This is a genomic window from Oligoflexus sp., from assembly GCF_035712445.1.
Classification (GTDB): Bacteria; Bdellovibrionota_B; Oligoflexia; order Oligoflexales; family Oligoflexaceae; genus Oligoflexus.
In genome coordinates this window covers 1-19,141 of sequence record NZ_DASTAT010000132.1, presented here as the reverse complement: position 1 = coordinate 19,141, position 19,141 = coordinate 1, and the positions used below count along the sequence as shown (strand labels likewise).

General features: G+C 54.0%; 10 protein-coding genes. 4 read left to right on the top strand and 6 right to left on the bottom strand.

Going from position 1 to position 19,141, the window contains the following annotated elements; all coding sequences use genetic code 11:
- Window positions 1-299: 299 nt before the first annotated feature.
- A complete protein-coding gene (locus VFO10_RS27870; protein ID WP_325145298.1) occupies window positions 300-791 on the top strand; it encodes a hypothetical protein in 492 nt (163 codons plus the stop codon).
- Window positions 792-849: 58 nt separating this feature from the next.
- On the opposite strand, the gene VFO10_RS27865 is transcribed toward VFO10_RS27870, so the two are convergent.
- Window positions 850-1,686: a hypothetical protein gene (locus VFO10_RS27865; RefSeq protein ID WP_325145297.1), complete on the bottom strand. Its 837-nt coding sequence runs from the start codon at window positions 1,684-1,686 to the stop codon at window positions 850-852.
- Between the two features lie 278 nt (window positions 1,687-1,964).
- On the opposite strand from VFO10_RS27865, the gene VFO10_RS27860 reads away from it, so the two are divergent.
- On the top strand, window positions 1,965-4,760 hold the full coding sequence (locus VFO10_RS27860) for a 7TM diverse intracellular signaling domain-containing protein (RefSeq protein WP_325145296.1): 2,796 nt from the start codon (window positions 1,965-1,967) through the stop codon (window positions 4,758-4,760).
- On the opposite strand, the gene VFO10_RS27855 is transcribed toward VFO10_RS27860, so the two are convergent.
- The 3 genes from VFO10_RS27855 to VFO10_RS27845 form a co-directional block, all read right to left on the bottom strand.
- Entirely contained in the window at window positions 4,757-6,688 is a 1,932-nt protein-coding gene (locus VFO10_RS27855; RefSeq protein ID WP_325145295.1) for a CocE/NonD family hydrolase, read from the bottom strand. The genes VFO10_RS27860 and VFO10_RS27855 overlap by 4 nt on opposite strands.
- Before the next feature lie 106 nt (window positions 6,689-6,794).
- Entirely contained in the window at window positions 6,795-7,190 is a 396-nt protein-coding gene (locus VFO10_RS27850) for a TIGR02588 family protein (RefSeq protein ID WP_325145294.1), read from the bottom strand.
- Window positions 7,191-7,198: 8 nt separating this feature from the next.
- On the bottom strand, window positions 7,199-8,014 hold the full coding sequence (locus VFO10_RS27845) for a TIGR02587 family membrane protein (RefSeq protein ID WP_325145293.1): 816 nt from the start codon (window positions 8,012-8,014) through the stop codon (window positions 7,199-7,201).
- A gap of 195 nt (window positions 8,015-8,209) precedes the next feature.
- On the opposite strand from VFO10_RS27845, the gene fabD reads away from it, so the two are divergent.
- Together fabD and VFO10_RS27835 are read left to right on the top strand one after the other, a co-directional pair.
- Window positions 8,210-13,936 carry an ACP S-malonyltransferase gene (fabD, locus tag VFO10_RS27840; protein WP_325145292.1) on the top strand — a complete coding sequence of 1,909 codons (5,727 nt, stop codon included), beginning with the start codon at window positions 8,210-8,212 and terminating at the stop codon, window positions 13,934-13,936.
- A gap of 153 nt (window positions 13,937-14,089) precedes the next feature.
- The gene (locus VFO10_RS27835) at window positions 14,090-17,311 is read left to right on the top strand and encodes a beta-galactosidase (RefSeq protein WP_325145291.1); all 3,222 of its coding nucleotides are present in this window, start codon (window positions 14,090-14,092) and stop codon (window positions 17,309-17,311) included.
- A 247-nt stretch (window positions 17,312-17,558) separates the two neighbouring features.
- Here VFO10_RS27835 and VFO10_RS27830 read toward each other — a convergent pair whose 3' ends face one another.
- Together VFO10_RS27830 and VFO10_RS27825 are read right to left on the bottom strand one after the other, a co-directional pair.
- On the bottom strand, window positions 17,559-17,909 hold the full coding sequence (locus tag VFO10_RS27830; protein WP_325145290.1) for a hypothetical protein: 351 nt from the start codon (window positions 17,907-17,909) through the stop codon (window positions 17,559-17,561).
- Window positions 17,910-18,125: 216 nt separating this feature from the next.
- On the bottom strand, window positions 18,126-19,141 hold a 1,016-nt coding region (locus VFO10_RS27825), incomplete at its 5' end, for a hypothetical protein (RefSeq protein ID WP_325145289.1).

Sequence of the window (19,141 nt, the reverse complement as noted above, 5' to 3'; positions counted from 1 at the left end):
AAGAGGCTGGGTTTACGCCCAGCCTGTTTTTTTTTCTAAAACGTGACGCTGATTCCGTTTTTCCCTCCCTGCTTCCGTCGGTCCCGCATTCCGGCAAGAATTTTCCTGGCACTTGCCAATTTTCACTCATATTTCCGCTAATTTACAAATTAAATAGCATCCAACTCATTTTCGTTATGCGCAGGACTTGCCGCAGTGTTCCCGGCTAAATCCCGGAAATCCGTGCAGAAGCTGACTGGCCTTGCTTTTGAATAAGGTAAAGATGGAGCCCATCGAACAACGTATGGAAAGGAACGCTCATGCGTCGAGCCATTCTCTGTCTTGCCCTCACCTTCATCGGTTGCGAAGCAGCACCCAAGCCGCAGTCGCAAAGAACACCGGAACCGGAATCCCGATCCGAACCCGAGAAAGCCCCTCAGCCTGAAACCGTGGTCACGACCCCACCAGCCCCGGTCGCGCCTGTATCCGAACCCATGGATATGGTTGCATTGAAACCCGAGGTGGACGCGGTCTACGCGCAGAATCCCAAGTTGAGTGCCGAGCAGGCCCAGGGCCTGTCCGCGACCACCATGCAGCTGATTGAAGCCTCCAAGGCCGGCGATCAAAAAGCCATCTCCGGTCTTTCGAGCCAGCTTTTGAATCAGGCTCTGCTCGGTCGTCCTTCCTTTGGTTTGGTGGATGCGGGTGGATTGGCCAAGGCCATTCAGGATCTGGTGGCGGCTGCGATCAATGCAGACGTTGCAGGAATTTTGGATGCCGTCGAGGACATTGTCGCCGCTGTGACAGCATAAAGCCAGGATCAAACGCGCCTGGCCCTTGTTTATCGGGAGCCTTGATCGGCTCCCGTTTTTATTTGGCCAAATATCCGGTCACGTTTAATTCATCGAGCAGGAACAGCTCCTTGTCCGCCGCGAATTTCAGGATGATCCTGCCTTCCTGCGAACAGTCTTTGACGACAACATCATCAGGGAAAGCGTCGGTACCCAGGAGATTCTCACCCTGGCTCCAAATACTCGCCTGGCCTATCTCGCAAAGCTCCTTGACCGTGACCATGCCGCTGGCGTCTTTACCCTTGGAAAAGGAGTTGAATTCCAAAGTGGCATTGTGCTTCGCAATTACGGCACTGGCGCCGTATTCTTCCTCGTCCGCAGCGGCTTGATTGATAGGGACTTGCTTGTCTGCGAAGGTAATCACGAGCGTCCGGTCATCTTCACGGTTCAATGTCAGACGCGTGCGCTTGTGATTGACGATGGGCTTGAGCTTTCTTTGCGTGCCGTCTTTCTTATTGGCCACAAGGAAGGCGTCGTCTTCCCAGGTGATGTCGCAGCTATCCGTTTCCTGGAACATGCACATTGCATAGTCATCTTTTGAAGCGCTGAAGCTGGCATGATAGGGAATGACGTCTTTCGATTCCAGATACCTGGCTTCGTCGGCAGTGGCCGCATAGATGATTGTTTCCACGTTGCCATCCAACTTCTCCACATCGGCCAGGTATATGCTGGCTTTCATATCCGAAATGAACTGGATTGAACGGTCGAACTGAGGGTTGGCCTTATATCGTTTAACGATGACAAGAGGCTGATTCTCGAGATTCGTGCCAATGCCTTTTGTACGGGAATTCTCATGGTTTTGGCAGGCAGCGGGCAGTAGGGAGAGCAGGAGCAGCAGACCAAGAGGGAACTTCATAAGGGACCTTTCCTTAACAACAGGATGTTCGAGACGAGGGCGTGAAAAGCGACGCCTTCACGTTTGGATTTAGCAAGGACGCATCCAAACTGCGATGGAGTTGAATTCTTGCGAATATAAAGACCTGCGTCTTGAGTCCTGTAAAATCCTTGGACATGTGTCTCTTTACCCATGCTGCGGACTCCCGACTTACCTTTGCATATGAATAGAATATTTAGGCTTGGTGCAAGAGCCATTCAAACCGACAGGACACTGAGTCCACTACTTTGAGGTGTTCAGTGCTTCGTATCACCTTGCTCGTTCTTCTAAGTCTCTGGTCCAGCCTCTCCGTGGCCGAGGCACGGCAGATGCCGGTCAAGGTCAGCGCTGATCTGCGTACGGTGGAGTTGGATAGGTCCCTCTGGTTTTTGGAAGACAAAGAGAACCGCTACAGCGCCGATCACATACAAGACACTGATTTTCTTAAGCAATTCGCGCCGACGTCCAGGCGTTCCGCGAACTTCGGCTTCACAACCGCTGCCGTATGGGCCCGGGTTCCCCTTCTGAACACCAGTAACCAGACCCTGGATGTGATTCTCACGGAAGCTTATGCCATCACAGATGCGATTGACTTCTGGTTGATTCATCCCGCGACTGGCACCATCGAACACGCACGGATGGGCGATCAGATCCCCTTTGATAAAAAGCGCCAGTTCAATCGCATTCCAAGCTTTCAGGCTCAACTTCTCCCCGGCGAATCCTGGCTTTTGATGCGCATCCAAACCCAGGGATCAGCCATATACAATGTCACCCTCTTCAATGAACAGACCTTTTATGAGACAAGGACCAAAGAATACGTCTTTCTCTTTTCCTGTCTCTGCATTCTCACTGTCATGGCGTTCTACAACTTTTTCATCTGGCTGCAGCTCCGCAAGCTTCCCTATCTGGTCTACTTTGCCTTCATCCTGGCGATGGTTATTCAGTCCATAGCCTATTCCGGCCTCATCGTTCATGGGCTCGATGACTACACCGGGGCCATGAATCGAGGCTATATCTTCACGGCCAATCTTTCGGCGATTTTAGCCTGTCTTTTCCCTCTGGTTTTCCTCTCGCTGCGCGGCCGCCACCCCTGGCTCGAACGCCTTTGCTATCTGGGAATAGTCCTATGCCTCGTCTCGGATGCATGCCTGCTCCATTCCTATAACCTGGGTGCCAAGACCTCGGTCCTGGGGGCGACCATGGCTTCGGTCATCACCCTGACCTGTGGTATTGTCTGCTCGCTCAAACGCTATAGACCAGCCTACTTCTTCACACTCGCCTGGCTGGCCCTTATCATAGGCAACGTCATCCGCATGGCCATGGCCTCTGGCATCATTCCCGCCTCGTTCTGGTCGGAATGGAGCGTACTGATCGGATCCGTCATCGAAGTCGTTCTGCTCTCTCTTGCCCTGGCGGATAAGGTGCGCCTTACCGAGAAGTCGGCCTTTGCAAGGATTGAAAAACTGAACGTCGACCTGCATAAGGAACACGAAGCCGTCGTGCACCTGAATAACAACCTGGAACGCATGGTCGAAGAACAAACCCGCGAAATCAAGTCGATTCTGAAGCATATTCAGATAGGGATCATGATCGTCGGGCGTCACGGCCTCACGATCACGGAAACCCATTCGGAATCTGTAAAAACCCTCTTCCACACCGATAAGGTGGCCTCCAGCAGCGTCCTGGACCTGCTCTTCAAACACGCGCAGGCGACAGAAGAGACCCGCAGCGTGGTCCAGACCGTGCTCGAAAACAGCCTGGATGAATCTGACCTGAACTTTCATAGCAACAGTCATCTTTTGCCCACAGAAATGAATTTCCGTTTTGGCGAAGAGGTCCGCGTTCTGCAATTGGATTGGAATCCGGTCATCGACAGGAATGCCCGCGTCGAAAAAATGCTGATATCCGTCAAGGACGTCACAGCCTTGAAAAAACTGGAAGCGGAAGCCGCGGAAAAATCCAAGGAGCTCGAATACATCGGCGAGATCCTGGACGTTACACCCAAGCAGTTCGGAATTTTCGTCAACTCAGCCCAAAGGTTCCTGTCGGATAATAAGCGCCTCCTGCGCACCAACCACCGCTATGACAAGGAAATCCTGAAAATACTCTTTATCAACATGCATACCATCAAAGGATCGGCGCGGGCCCTGGGGCTCTCCCACCTGACCCCATTGATGCATGATGCCGAGCAGAGGCTGGCCGCGAGCCTCAGCAACATCGCGAACTGGAACCGCGATGCCCTGCTCGATGATTGTCAAAAGATCCAGGACCTTATGGATACGTACCAGGATCTGAACCAGGTCAAACTCGGGCGCAATGTGGGCGACAGCCTTGCTCTTTCTCATGACCTTGTCGAACGCATCAGAAATTTCCTGCGCGTGACGGAAGAGGAAGGCGTGCCGATGCTGAAGCAAAAGGCCCGCTCGCTCAAAGAAAGCATCGAAGAGCTGACCTTTGTCCGCGCCGAAACCGTGTTCCGCGAAGTCCTTTCCAATGCCGAGATGCTGGCCCGGGATTTACAGAAGGAATCCCCTCTGATCACCATCGAGGATCGAGGCATCTGCCTTTCCTCCGAAGCCCAGGAACTGATCCGGAATACCTTCATCCATATCATCAGAAACTCCATGGACCATGGCATCGAATCCGCCGCGGAACGCCTGGCTGCGGGAAAATCCAAGGAAGGCCACATCTTTGTGCAGCTCGATTTGAAGGATGATGGCCTCTATATCACCTATCGTGACGACGGACGCGGCTTGAACCTGCGGGCAATCCACCAGATCGCATTGGACAAGGGCCTGATCAAAGCCCAGCAAAAAAATTCTTTGGAAGAGATCGCCTATCTCATCTTCGAGCCCGGTTTCTCCACGGCTCAATCGGTCACGGATATTTCAGGTCGCGGTGTGGGGATGAACGCGGTGAAGGACTATATCGAAGCCAAGCAGGGGAGCACTTCCATCCGGCTTCATACCTCGGATAAAGTGCTGCACCCTGAATTCGTGCCTTTTGAATTTGTGATACGGCTGTACCATACCATGTCGATTCAAAAATCGGCTTAGGAAGGATCCAGCACCGGCAGCGTCACCGAACTCGGATGCTCCGCATCACGGTGAATACGGTGCATGGCCCGGATGAAATCGCTGTCCTTCGCTTCAAAAATATTCGGCACGAACGTCTGCGGGTTGCGATCTATGAAGGGAAACCAGGACGACTGCACCTGGATCATGATCCGATGGCCGCGCTGGAACGTATGAAGGACATCATTCACCGAGAAGCGAACGCGAGTGACCTCGCCAGGAACCATGGGCTTGGGCTTATCCCAGCCGTCACGGAACCGGGCCCGCATCGGTTCGCCGCGAACCAAAAGCTGCTGCCCTCCCGGATTTCTCCTCTCGGGTTTCGCAGGATCGGCTTCCCAGCCACGCACCTTTCCAGGCCAGACATCTATAAGCTTGATGACCACATCCGCATCACTGCCCGTCGTCGAAAACCATAGATCCACATCCAAGGATCCCGCCACGGTCAGATCATTTTTAAGGACTTCCGTCTGATAGACGAGGACATCCGGCCTTTGCGCGGCAAAGCGCTGATCCGCGCCCATATACGAGCTGCTCCAGCGATTGGTGACTTCGGTGGTGTAAGGAACCGGCCGTGCGGGATCGCTGACATACTCATCAAACTGAACAGTAGCCTTGCCTTCGCTGCCGGTGTCGAGGCGCTGGCCTTCGCGCAGGAAATACTTCTGCTTCTGGCTGGAACGCGGCGGCCAGCTCTCAAAATTCCGCCAACGATTGGCGCCTGTTTCGAAGACCATGACCTCCGGCAGACGAGGATCCGGCCCGCCCTTCAGATGATGATTGAAGAATGCGAGTTCCATCTTCTGATAGGTTTCTGAAGTTTTAAAACCGAATTCCGTATCGCCCACCCGCTCGCCGCTGGTTCTCTGCCAGCCGCCGTGAGTCCAGGGGCCCATGACGAGGCTATTGCGAATCCCGGGATTTTGGCTTTCAATCGCCTTGTAGGTTTGCAGCGGTCCGTAAAGGTCTTCGGTATCATACCAGCCACCCACCGTCATGACCGCAGCCTTGATGCCTTTCAGATGAGGGAGCAGATTGCGCTCCTGCCAGAAGGCATCGTAGTTCGGATGGGCTGCGACTTCGTTCCAAAAGGGTCTGGCGTTCTTAAAGTATTTGGCATTGACCTGTGGCAGCGCGCCGAGTTCCAGAAAGAACTGGTAAGCATCGGGCGTTCCATAATCAAATTTAAAGGGCTCCTCTTCATCATAAAGCTCGGAACGCTCGCGGCCAAAGTCATTAAAAAAGCTGAAGGCCAGCTGCAGATTGAACGCTCCATTGCGATGCATATCATCGCCGCGCCACCAGTCGGCAATAGGCGCCTGCGGTGAGACAGCCTTCAAGGCCGGATGCGAGTCGATGGCTCCGGCCGAGGTATAAAAGCCGGGATAGGAGATCCCCCACTGCCCAACCTTGCCGTTGTTAAAAGCCTGGTTTTTCAAAAGCCAGGCTATGGTGTCATAGGTGTCGGTGCTTTCGTCGATATCCGCCTTACTGCGTTTTTGCGCGCGATGGGGCCTGACGTTGACAAAGGTCCCCTCGGACATGTGTTTGCCGCGAACATCCTGGAAGACAAAGATAAAGCCTTCCTTCTCATAATCCTGACTGGGGCCGAGTCTTGATTTATAGCGATCCAGTCCATACGGGGCTACGGAATAAGGCGTGCGGACCATAAGGATGGGATAGGTTTTGGCCGGCCCGGCGTTCACCGGCACATAGACGCTTGTAAAGAGCCGCACGCCATCGCGCATGGGGATGCGGTACTCGAATTTGCTGTACTGACTCCGTATGGACTGAGCCCGTTCCAACGCGGGATCCGGCCTGGCCTCGTCAGCGGATAAAGACACAGGGCGACTCAAAGCGCCGAATAGAAGCAGGGCAAGGACCAGAACGGGTCGAACAGAAAGGAACATCGCGGTTTTCTCCTGATGAAGACCGCTTGAGGTTTTAATGAATTTTTCCGGGACCTGCAATGGTTTCGCGCGGCGCGCGGCAAAAGGCCGCTGAGCAGCGTGGGATTCAAGGCTCCTGATAGCCCAAAACCCGCAGCTTCAGCTGGTAGACCTTGGGATCGTGTTCGAAGAAAAGGCCCCCTTTCTTGCTGGAATGCGGCGCGACATAATCAAAGGTGACCTCGCTCGATTCCACCTCACCTTCAGCCGACCGCAGCTGACCTGCAATCATCAAGGCCGCTGCGCTTTCACCCCCAACGTTCACGGCCTCGATCGGAAGCAGATAGCCCTGGGTGGTGCGGATGGGCTCCTCAGCTTTCAGCTGAATATCCGGCGGCGTTTCCCGGTCATTCAGAGCCTGAACAATGTTGAAAGCAAGGATGCCGACGACGATGATGACGCCCACGGTGGAGAAGGCCCATTCCAAAACAGGGATGTTCGGTTTCGTCTCATTTTTTTCCATAGCAACCTTCATATAATAAGCCGCGCGGCTGCAGCGCCGACCGCCGCTGGAAATCCCAGCACGCTCAAGACGGAAATAATTTCCGCCGAGGCCAGCCCATCCATTCGGCCAAAGACCCAAAGGACGAAAAGACAAATAAAGAGCACGAGCGCATAGCCTGTGATCGTAAATTTCACAAAGATCCGGAGATGGTTGGAATTTTCGGGGATGTCCTCTTTGCCTTTGAAGTCGGCCGCATAAACGAAGGCATGCATAATCCCGAGCGAAAAGATCGAGAGGATAACCGATTGCCAATGATTCATGCGGTGCGCGATCAGAATCACCTCTTCCGTCGGCGCCACGCTGAACGAGAGAAAGAGCGCGCCCAGGGCCATCAGAAAAATTTCCCCTCCATAGCTGCTGCTTCTTTCTTTTGAGTCCTGTGCTTGACCTCCGAACTGGCTTTGCGAAAGCAGAGCCCCAATGCTGGCAGGAATCGCCTGGATGGCCACCTTCTGCAGGACCTCGGCGAAGCGCAATTCATCGCCGATGATACCCAGCAAAAGAAGGACAAAGGCCGAGGTGATAAAACCCACAGCCAAAGCCACGAAGGCATCCACCGTATCATCAAGCCAGCCGAAGGTTTCCTCGAAGCCGATGACATGCGACATCCCCACCAAAAGGGGAAGACACATCGCCACGAGCAGAGCCTGATGCCAGGGATTCATCGACGATCCGAGGCTCCACATCTCCATGGTCATCAGAATCGGCAGCGAAAAAATGATAGCGCCCGCCGCAGCACGCGCCAATCCAACGGCAAATTTTCGATTGGAACTGTTCGACATCGGCTGTCCTCACTCCTTTCCCTCGGAACCATGCGAAATCTGTGCCCTGCGTCACAGCACTTTTGACACACAACATCCGGGACCGCGTACCGATTCTGTCGGGACGTAAGAGTCGTCCAGGGCACGGCTCCTGCAATGTTGATCCGCAACAAGCACAGATGACAATAAACTTCGAAAAGCTCGCAGGGTGAATGCATGCTCACGTTGATGTTTCCTGGACAGGGTTCGCAAAAAAAGGGAATGGCGCGGGAACTTTTTCTTCAATTTCCTGACCAGCTTGCAAAGGCCAACGCTATCCTGGGCTATTCTCTCGAAACACTTTGTCTGGAAGACCCCTCCGAGGAGCTGGACAGGACGCTCTATACGCAGCCTGCGCTTTATGTCGTTGGGGCTTTACACTGGCTGCACTATTTACAAAAAGGCGGCGCGATTCCGCAGTTTGTCATAGGCCATAGCCTCGGCGAATATCCGGCACTTTTTGCAGCGGGAATTATTACCTTTGAGCAGGGTCTGCGCATCGTCATGGAGCGCGCCCGCCTCATGGATTCCATCCAGGACGGGGGCATGCTGGCTTGTTTGGGAATCCCGATGGAGAGGCTGCAAGCATGTCTGGCCAGACACCGCTTTGAATCCATCGTCATCGCCAATCATAATTCTCCCGAACAGATTATTCTCGCCGGACAGCGTTCGGAGTTGGAGGCGCTCCAAGCTCTCATCACTGAAGAAAAGCAGGGACGAGCCATCCTGCTTCCCGTGAGCGGAGCCTTCCATTCGCCTTTGATGGAAGCCGCCCGGCACCACTTTTTAAAGTTTCTCGAAACGCAGACCTTTCAGGAACCCAGGATCACCTTCATCGCGCAGGAGACCCATGCGCCTGTCGAGGTCAGCGCCTTGCCTGAACTTCTGAGTCTGCAGCTGGTCCACCCGCTGCGCTGGAAGGAATGTGTGGAAACGCTGATGGATCGCGGTGTCACCCAGTTTCTGGAAATGAGCGAAGGCCGTACCCTTATGCGGATGCTGCGGCAGATTCGTAAGGGGAGAGCCCCTGAGCCGGCAAGCTTCAAGCCAGCTCTCTCGCTTATGGAATGCCTGGAACAGAAGGTCGCAGAGGATCCCTCCCGCGTTCTCTTCACCTTCCTTCAGTATGAGGCGCGGGAGCGGCTTGCGGAATCCCTCACCGCTCAGGAACTCTTGCAGGCAGCGAAAAGCATCGCGGCCGTTCTTCAGCGCAAAGGCCTCAAAAAAGGCGATCGGGTCATGATCTTTGGCACCAATGCCAAGGACAATATCCTTTCCATCTATGCATCCATCTTCGCGGGCGCCGTGTTCACGCTCGTCCCTCCGCCGATTGATGATGCCAAGCAAAAATTCTTCCGCACCGTTCTGGATGCGACGCAGGCCAGGTTCATCCTCAGCAACACCATGATCGCCGAACGACTGGATCAGAAAATGACCAGTGGCCGCCTTCCACGATGGATGATGCGGAAGCTGATCAAGCTCGTCAAAGGCCTGGAAATCATCAACATAGACCAATGCCGTGACAATGAACGCTACTGGCAAAGACCGGACCTGTCCCGTGATGACCTTCTCTATTTACAGTACTCTTCGGGATCGACCAGCGCGCCCAAGGGGGTGATGGTTTCCCACGGGCAACTCATGATCAATGCCCAGAGCACGGCGGAAGCGAACGATCAAAAACTCGCCGGGCTCAAGGATTACAATTATCTTTTCTGGGCTCCCATTTTTCATAACACGGGTTTGCTCGGCACCTTCCAGGTGCTTTTTCATCCCGCCCGCGTTCATCTCATGAGCCCTCTGGCCTTCATCGAAAAGCCCCTGCGCTGGTTTCAGGCCATCTCGGATTTTGAGATCCATGTGACCAATGCACCGAATGCCGTCTATGATACCTGCTCACTTTTGATTCGCGAAAAGGATATGGAAGGCCTCAGGCTCGATCATTGGCGGATCGCAGGGAATGGGGCGGAGCCTGCGCATCTTGAGTCCATGCAGCGTTTTGCCCGCAAGTTTGCTCCCTATGGTTTTCAATTCAGCGCCTTTACCGTGGCTTATGGTCTGGCGGAATCCACCTGCGTAGTCAGTGTCATGGCCGATCTGGATGACGAGGTCTACGTCGATGCCCAGGCCCTGCAAGCCGGGCATTTTAAGAAGGTCACCCGGCAGTCCCCCGCAGCAAAAAATGTGGTGCCTGTCGGCAAACCTTTGCGTGGAAACCGGATCGCTATCATAGACCCTGAGACGAAAAAACTCTGCGCTCCGGGAATGGTCGGTGAAATCTGCGTCCAGGGCCCGAGCGTGGCGCAGGGCTATTGGAAAGACAGCGTGCAGACCCGGGAAAGTTTCGGGCTTTCGCTGGAAGGTCTGCCCGGTCCATTCCTGCGAACAGGGGATCTGGGTGTTTATGAAGACGGCTATCTTTATGTCACGGGTCGTCAGAAAGAACTCATGATCATCAATGGGCACAATGTCTATCCTGTGGATATTGAGCAGTCCATTCGTAAGAGCGTGCCCTACCTCGATATCCTCCGCATCATTTCCTTTGCCATTCCCGTGGATGGCCAGGAAAAAGTGATCGTCTGCCTCGAAATTCCCAAGGGTCTCATCATGGATTTCCAGCGCGAAGTGGAAGCCATGCGCCAGGCTCTTCTGAAGGAGTTTGGTTTTACAGCGCATGATTTCGTGATTATAGAGGACGGCGGCCTGCCGCGCACGAATACCGGAAAAGTGCAGGTTTTGCAGTCCAAAAAACTCTATCTGAGTCACGAGATCAAAGCCCTCTTCCGTGCCCTCGGTCAGGCGGTCCCCCAAGCATCCGCAACGCCTCCAAGCCTTACGCCGCCGACCGATGATGCGCTCATGGGCCAGGATATTGCCGAGTTCCTTCTGAAGGAATTGTCCCGCGTGAGTCAGGGCCAGGCTTTTCAACTGGGAACCAGTCTCAGCGATCTCGCCCTGGATTCGATGACGCTCAATTACCTGAGTGCCCAGATCAGCGAGCAGTTCTCCATCGAAAATGATCCGACTGTTTTCTTTGAAAGCCGAACTCTTGAGGATCTGGTTTTCAATCTTGCGCGGCGCCGCCATCCGACTCAGGTTCCGCTCGCTCCTTCACCAATGAAGCCTTCTGAAGCTCCCCTTGCGCCTGATGAAGCGATCGCGATTATCGGGATGGCCGGGCGTTTTCCCGGAGCCGACTCGATGGAAGACTTTTGGAAAGCTCTGGTCGCAGGCCAGGACCTGATTGCGGAGGTTCCCAAAGAGCGTTGGGACTGGCAGAGTTTAAACGCCGGCGAAGCTCTTCGCTGGGGTGGATTCATGCGCGATGTTCGGGCCTTCGATGCGGCTTTCTTCGGTATAACTCCGGGGGAAGCCCGCTTGATGGACCCGCAGCAAAGAATGGTTCTGGAAGCGGCATGGCTGGCATTGGAGCATTCAGGCTATCGACCCTCCGATTTAAAATCGTCGCCGACGGCGGTGTTCATCGGCGCGTCCACTCATGATTATGCGCAGCTCCTGCAGGAGCAGCCGGAGCGCCCGCATCCCCTGGCCACAACCGGCAATGCGCGTGCGATGCTGGCCAATCGCCTGTCTTTTGTCCTGAATCTGCACGGTCCAAGTGAAACGGTGGACACCGCGTGTTCCAGCGCTCTGGTGGCCGTTCATCGTGCTGTCGAAGCTTTGCGTCGCGGTGAATGCCATCTGGCCATCGCCGGCGGTGTGAATGTGATTCTTGCCCCTGATATTAGCCTCGCCTTGAATGAGGCGGGCATGTTGAGCCCGGAAGGTCGCTGCAAGACCTTCGATCAAAGTGCATCGGGCTATGTGCGAAGTGAAGGCATCGGTCTTTTTATCCTGAAGCCTTTAAAGAAAGCGGAAGCGGATCGCGATTATATTCACGCCGTCATCCGCAGCAGCGCAGTGAATCATGGCGGCCGGGCCACGTCCTTGACGGCGCCTCATACCACAGCCCAGAGCATGCTGCTGGTCGACGCCTGGCGTAAAGCGGGCATAGATACCCGCTCGCTTCATTATTTGGAAACTCATGGAACAGGAACCAGTCTCGGCGATCCCATCGAAGTGAATGCCATCAAGCAGGCGTTCCGCGTGACCGGCGAACCCGCGCATTGTTATCTGGGAGCCGTCAAAACCCAAATCGGACATTTGGAATCCGCTGCCGGCGCCGCCGGTCTTGCCAAGGCTGTGATGGCTCTGCAGCATAAGCTTCTGCCGGGCAATTTGCATCTGAAGAATGCGAACTCCTACCTGGGCCTTGCCGGTGGATTTTTACAGCTTCCTAACCGCACAGCTCCCTGGGAATCCTCGGGCAGGCGTCTTGCCGGCGTCAGTTCCTTTGGATTTGGAGGCAGCAACGCTCATATTGTCCTGGAAGAATTTGCGACGCCACAGCTTCAGACTGTTCATCACGACAGGCGCTGGCTATTTCCCTTCTCAGGTCGGAGCCCGGAAGCTCTGACGCGAAGGATTCAGGATTTCGTTGCCATGCTGGAGGATCCAAGAACCCGGTCGTGGCCTCTGGCCGATCTTTCTGCAAATCTTATCCATGGTCGCGAGGAATTCGAACATCGCAGCTCCTTCTCGGCCCAATCCCATGATGAGCTTTTGTCCAAGCTTAAAGCCTGGAACGGTCAACCCACTCAGGAAACGGGAGAACCGGGTCCGAGTCTTTACCAAAAATTACCTTTGCCTGGTTATGCCTTTGCCCGCAATCGCTATTGGTTTACCGACGACATCGAAACCAAGGCGTCATCAACTTCGCCTCAAACCGTCGGCAGGGGTGATGAGTTTCAGTCCCTGCTCATGGCTTTGCTGGAAAAAAGGCTGGGAATCTCAGCCGCGCATCTGCACGAGAATACCGACTTCGCCTCGCTGGGGCTCGATTCCATCTCGGGCTTGCAGCTTTTGGGCGATTTGAATCGGCAGGCAGGGTTCAATCTGAAGCCCAAGGCCCTGATGGACCATCCCAACATCAAATCGCTTGCTGAATTTTTAAAACAGGAAAGAAAAGGCAGTACCGCCGCTGCATCAACATCAGGGACGCATGCATCCCTGGAGGTTTTGGATATTCGTCTGCCTTCGGACCCTGCCTCCCTCAAATCGTTATTCCAGCTAAAAACCTGGGAGGACATCGACCGTCTGCTCCGCATCAAGCCGGAACTGCAGATTCATATCCTGATCAGAATCGCCTCGGGAAAACGCCTGGAACTTATGGTATCAGGACGCGGAGCACCGCTGTTCCTTCTTCCTGCCTTGGGTCTGGGGCACGGCCAATGGGCTTCGCAGGTCGATACGCTGGCTCCGAATTTCCGCGTGATCGCGGTGACACTGCCGGGGCATGGTCGCAGTGAAACACTGAACGACCACAGTCTCTCGGGTATGGCGCGGGCCCTGCATGAGCTTTTGGATGGCATGCAGATCAAAGAACGCGTCCACATCGTCGGTTCATCGTTTGGAGGCTGGGTCGGGCGCATGTTCGCGCAGCATTATCCCGAGAGGATGGCGAACCTTGTTTTGGTCTGCAGTCCTGTGCTGACCACGCTGCCGTCTTTACTGGATTTTCAAGCTCACGTCCTGGCCGAGCGGGAGGACATGAGTCCCGCGCTTCAGGAGCAGTATGAGAACGCCCTGGTGGGCCTGGATCTGGAAGCCTTCGCAGAATTTTTTGCCAAGGACGCAGAGGACGCTGCTCGTCCGCATGGCCCGGTTCTTTTGATCGCAGGCCGCAAGGACCGTATTGCGAATTGGGCTGAGATTGTGGAATGGGGCCGAGACCTCGCGGATGCTGAAGTCGCGCTGCTTGATGATGGCGGACATTTTCCCAACCTGTCCCAGAGTGCAAAATTTCATGAACGTCTTGTCCGCTTCCTGGATCGGAATAAAAACTAACCGCAGGGGGACGGTCTCAGTCCCCTTTAAATACGCCTTTTTTACACACAACCTCTGCACCACAAGTCCCGACTTGCTTTCAATCGCACAGGACGGCAAAGTCCTTGCATTCCAGCCACCCGTCGTTGGTTCTCTTTTGATTGGAAGTCACACATGATGAAATTCATTCCTGCCGCTCTGGCAGCGGCTCTGCTCGTCTCCTGTCAAGGCTCGCGTTCCCCCAAGGATACAGCCCGACCTGCACCCAGTTCACCGACCAATCTTACCGATGTGGATGATGCTTTAAAAAGTAAAAGGGCCTATACCGCTGCCCTTGATGCCAAGGGCTTCAAGATCGACGGGAACTACCGCCTCTTGCGCGGAGGCAGCGTCCAGTGGTTCCGCCTGCCGGAATCCACCTGGAATGATCGCCTGCGGAAGTATAAGGAAATGGGTTTCAATGCCCTTGATATCTATATTGCCTGGAACCAGATCGAAGCCCGCGAAGGCGAGTTCAACTTTGACCAACCGAACCTCCGGCGATTTCTGGAACTCGCGCAATCCTATGGTCTTTATGTGGCCGTTCGGCCCGGTCCCTATATCACCAATGAAATGGATGGCGGAGGTTTGCCGGCCTGGCTCACACGCAAGGCCACGAAAAAATCCTATGATGAAGACGGCCGTCCCAACCTTCGCACCTATGATCCGGATTTTATCAAACCGGTCAGCCGTTACCTGAACGCTCTGAATGAAGTGCTGAAACCCTACATGGCTGATCAGGGTGGACCCATTGTGCTCTATGTTATTGAAAACGAGTACAACTGGTTTGAACGCTCCTTCCAAACCGATCGTCTCTTCAGCTATGACGGCGGCCTGGAACGGCCCCTGACCCAACCGATGGAAACGGGAAAATACTTCACGGCGCTGCGTGATATCGTGCGGCAAAGCGGTGTGACCATCCCGCTCGTCACCTGCCCCGGCGATGGCAAGATATCCGCCATGGGCGAGGTGCCGGATGTCATGCCCTTCCCCAACATCTATGAGTGGGCGAACGAAGGGCAGCCCGAGGAAATCGCCTATGATCTTTTGAAGGAAATGCACGATCCGGCGCAGCACGGCGGCATCTATCAAAATTCCTCCAGCGGCAGCATGGAGCTCAATCGCAACACCCAGGAATCAAGGCGCCTCATCATGGGCGGTCTCGACTCCCTCTTTACCTTTAACCTGGCCGGGATGATTCAGCAGGGCTACATGAACTCCCTAACGCTTGGGGCCCGCGCCGGTGATGTCGCACCCCACTGGGGCGAGCCGGGCGAAAAGCCCAATGACTGGATCGGCACCATCTTTGATCTGAGCGACCCCAAACGCTACGTCAGCGGTTTCCTGGCGCCTCTTGCCGGTTACTTCGGCAACGTCATTGATTACGATGGCCCCCTGAGTGCATCGGGCGTTCAAAGGGATCTCTACTATCAATACCGCCGCGACAATTTCTTTTTCAACCTCACGGAAAATCTTCTAGGCGCTTCGGGTTTACCGCTGCGCAGTGGGAATTTCAAGGATGCCGATTCAAGGCTTGTCGTCCAGAACAAGGACCTCGGAGCACGTCAGAAGCTCGGCCAGGTTCATTACTGGCACGAAGTGAACGGCACGAGTTTCATCGGTCTCGTCAATCAGTCGGGCAAGGTGCAGACTGTGGAAAAAGGCGGCATCACGTTCAAAGGGGAAAACCTGCCCCGGTTCCGCCCCATGACTGTGCCTTTGGCTCAGGAAAAAAAGAGCACCTATGACCTTATCATGCTGCACGACTATCCTTTGAATGAAGCCTTTACGCTGCATTATGCCACCAGCGAAGTGCTCACCGCACGCGACTTCAATGATGAAAAGCTGCTGATCGTTTACGGGTCCCAGGGAAGCGGGGGCGAGCTGGCGTTGACAGGTAGCGGACTGGAGCTCGTGACCAAGGACGAAGGCATTCAACTGGAAGAGAAAACTTCAGATCGCCTGACGATTTCCTATGAACACACCCAGGGTAAAATCGCTTCGATTCGTAATGCCGCCGGACAGAATCTGCGGGTTTACATCACAACGATCGACGAGGCTGGGCACATCTGGTTCTTTAAAAAAGGTGCATCGGATGTCATGATCACGGGTCTGGATGATCTTGAAGTTCTGGATGGGGAGCGCCTCCGTTTCCAGTATCGTGCGAACACTGCTGTGCTCGATATGCTCAGCGCGGATAAAGTTTCCCTGGAAGGACTGACGGAAAAAACCGCCTTTGATGCAGGCACGCGCCGCACGCAGCTTACCCTGCCCGCGCTGTCCACTCCACCCTCGCTGCCCGAATTCACCGAAGCTCGAATCATCAGCGATCGCGCCGAAACGCAGAATGATTTTGATGACAGCGCCTGGCTTGCCATCGAAGGCGAACCGAAGGCTCTGGAGTTCCTCGACATCTTCGCGGGTCATACCTGGTACCGTACACGTTTTGAGATCAAGGATGCCGCGGCCCTGAAAAAACTTGATCGTCTTTATATTGAAAGCGCCAGCGATATCGTCGGTGTTTACGTCAACGGTCAGTATCTTGCGACATTGAATCCCTTCGGCACGGAGATCGATAATCAAAGCCCGAGCAGCAACTACAAGTTCCAGGGTCTGACGCCCTATCTGAAGGTCGGGATGAACACCATCACCTTCCGCGCCGAGGTCTGGGGTCATGGCAGCTTCATGTTTGGCCGCGGCACCATCGTGGGCACGCAGGCCCGCCTGCCGGCCCTTCCCTATGATGGACTCAAAGGACTTTATGGCAAGGCTCAGATCGGAAATCGTGATCTGACGCAATGGAAAGTCGGAACGCAGCTCGGCGGAGAACGAGCCGGATACGCCCGTCCTGAATTCAATACAGAGACCTGGAAAAAGGTCGATGGCCGCTCGCTCGCCCTCGAAAAGGGCGATATCCTGTGGTACCGCACCGAATTCACCAAGGACCAGCTGCCCCGGCCCGAGCAATGGGCGGCGCCTTTGGTTCTGAATCTGAAAGGTCAGGGCGCCAAGGCCACGATCTTTCTGAATGGCCAGATGATAGGCCGCTGGCTCAGTGATGAAAACTGGCTGCAAAAAGGCTTCTGGGGACGGCCGCAGCGGGGCATGTGGGTGCCTCTGAGCCCGGATATGTTCCCGGTCCCTTCTGAAATGCTCTACAGCGATGGACGCCTCAATACGCTCGCCATCGCCTTCGAGGATACCTCGACCGATAAGGACCCGGCCGGGCGCATCGAAAACATCAGCCTTCAGTATAATCAGGAAGGGATGGAGTGGCGGAATAATGCCGTCGAACGCACGGCAGGAGTCAAAGGCGTGGGTGTTCTAAGCATAAATCCTGAAATTTCAGGTAACTAGCCTCAAACCCGGCCGATATCCAGGATCAGAGAGTCGGCCTTTACTAGCAGCCAAATCTCAAAGTTTCATAATAAGATTAACGCTGGAGTTTTGGCAGACAATCCGATAGAAGCTTGTAGCCACACACTCATTCGTCACCGCAGGGGCAAATTCTTCCGCGCCCCGCGTTGGCTCTTCCCGGTAACTGTTGAATAAAAACCCGTCCTCCTCGCGGAAAACGGGTCAGTTTTTTCAAAGGATTTTCAATTCACTTCAAAGCCGCTTCCAAAGCTTGGAATTCAGTGTCCGCCGTTGGAAAACCCGTTCCGGAATGACTAGAAATCGTAGCCGATGCCTTAATGCGCGCCAAGGTTGCCCCTTTTTTCTTGGAGTCTGCGAGGGCCCCATGACAGTTAGCGCATTTTGCGTTATAGAGGGTTGTGCCCTGCGCTTTCAAAGCGGTGGCATCACCAGTTCCTGCGCCAGGGGTTGCGGCTCCGGGAGCGGCACCAGCGGGAGCAGCCATGCTTTTCTTATAGCTGGTGGCCACTGGTTCGGAATCACCACACGCCGTCGTCATCAGCATAAGGCTTATCGCAATCAATCCGGCCTTGATCATGGTTTGTACCTTCGAATAAGTATTGAAAGTGGATCCCTGGTCCCGTCACACAAGATCGGCAGAATAGAGTCTGAACTTGAGATTATTTTTTTAGCTTAGTTATTGCGGGGATTTGGATCGACGTAAAGTGGAACGAAAGGGGACCTTCGGGGTCCCTTCCGGTAGTAATTGGCGGTCGGAAGCTCCAAAATTTTGGCAAGTTCCAACCGCCATTCTTTAAGGGTCATAGCGCAAAAGAGCATTCGGGTAGCGTGTAGCAATCCAAAGTCGATCTTTTCTGTCCCGATAATAGAATACTATTGTTGTTTCAAGTGAATTGAAAAATTCACGCAGATCCCTGACATCTACCACCTTCGTCAGATTTAGCCTATTCGACAGATAAATTTCATTGTCATCTCCAACATAAAATTCCTCATTCGAAACTGAAAAAACAGTCTTATAGACTGCGGTAGGCATCCATAAGGAGCCCAATCCCATATCCCTTATTTCAAGGGTTTCAGAGTTCCATAACCAGTACGTTCTCTTGCCATCCAAAATCGTGTCGATTAAGAAAAGTTCCGGCGTAACTTGTTGAAATGCGATGATGTTCGAATCTCCCAAACCCTTTAGGCCGATATTTTCAGGGCTTTGTGGTCTAAATCGCTTAGTCGCCAAGTCGGCATCCACAAGCCCAAAGAACTTGTTGGCAGTCGCAACATGGGGTACTCCGCGAACAGAAAACATGGCAACAATTGGGTCGAGATGATCGCTATCGAGTTCGAAGCGTGTTACCTGGCCAAAGGTAGACACGAAAATTTCCTGGGTGTTGAATTTATAGAACCAGACGTGACCAGGTAGAGACTCGAAAAATCCCTTGAAAGTATTGCTCGGCACAGTCTTTGTGATAACACGGGCCCTATCGCCGGGCTTTTTTTGGAACCAAACTTCGTCAACGGTTAAAGTGTACAGATGTCCGAATTGATCCCGGTATGTCTTAATATCACCCAGGGCTTCAGTAGGAGATAACAGTCTCGTACTCTGCCACGTGCCATCTATAAATTGAAAGAGGCCATCATCCATGTATACGACGTTGAGCCGATCCTCTTCGTCCTCCCAAATTGAATGAAAATAGTCTCCCTGCTTCTGTGAACTCTTGATTGTGGCACGAGCAAATTTGCTAAAGGTCAGCTTGGAAAGCTTGACATCAGTAAGTTCATTGCCAGTCATGACGCCCCAAAACGCCTGATTTTTTC

What these genes read in the sequence shown, in the direction of transcription:
- VFO10_RS27830 (WP_325145290.1), bottom strand. Translation starts at nt 17,909, where the DNA reads ATGATCAAGGCCGGATTGATTGCGATAAGCCTTATGCTGATGACGACG.
- VFO10_RS27845 (WP_325145293.1), bottom strand. Translation starts at nt 8,014, where the DNA reads ATGTCGAACAGTTCCAATCGAAAATTTGCCGTTGGATTGGCGCGTGCT.
- VFO10_RS27865 (WP_325145297.1), bottom strand. Translation starts at nt 1,686, where the DNA reads ATGAAGTTCCCTCTTGGTCTGCTGCTCCTGCTCTCCCTACTGCCCGCT.
- VFO10_RS27850 (WP_325145294.1), bottom strand. Translation starts at nt 7,190, where the DNA reads ATGGAAAAAAATGAGACGAAACCGAACATCCCTGTTTTGGAATGGGCC.
- VFO10_RS27835 (WP_325145291.1), top strand. Translation starts at nt 14,090, where the DNA reads ATGATGAAATTCATTCCTGCCGCTCTGGCAGCGGCTCTGCTCGTCTCC.
- VFO10_RS27855 (WP_325145295.1), bottom strand. Translation starts at nt 6,688, where the DNA reads ATGTTCCTTTCTGTTCGACCCGTTCTGGTCCTTGCCCTGCTTCTATTC.
- fabD (WP_325145292.1), top strand. Translation starts at nt 8,210, where the DNA reads ATGCTCACGTTGATGTTTCCTGGACAGGGTTCGCAAAAAAAGGGAATG.
- VFO10_RS27870 (WP_325145298.1), top strand. Translation starts at nt 300, where the DNA reads ATGCGTCGAGCCATTCTCTGTCTTGCCCTCACCTTCATCGGTTGCGAA.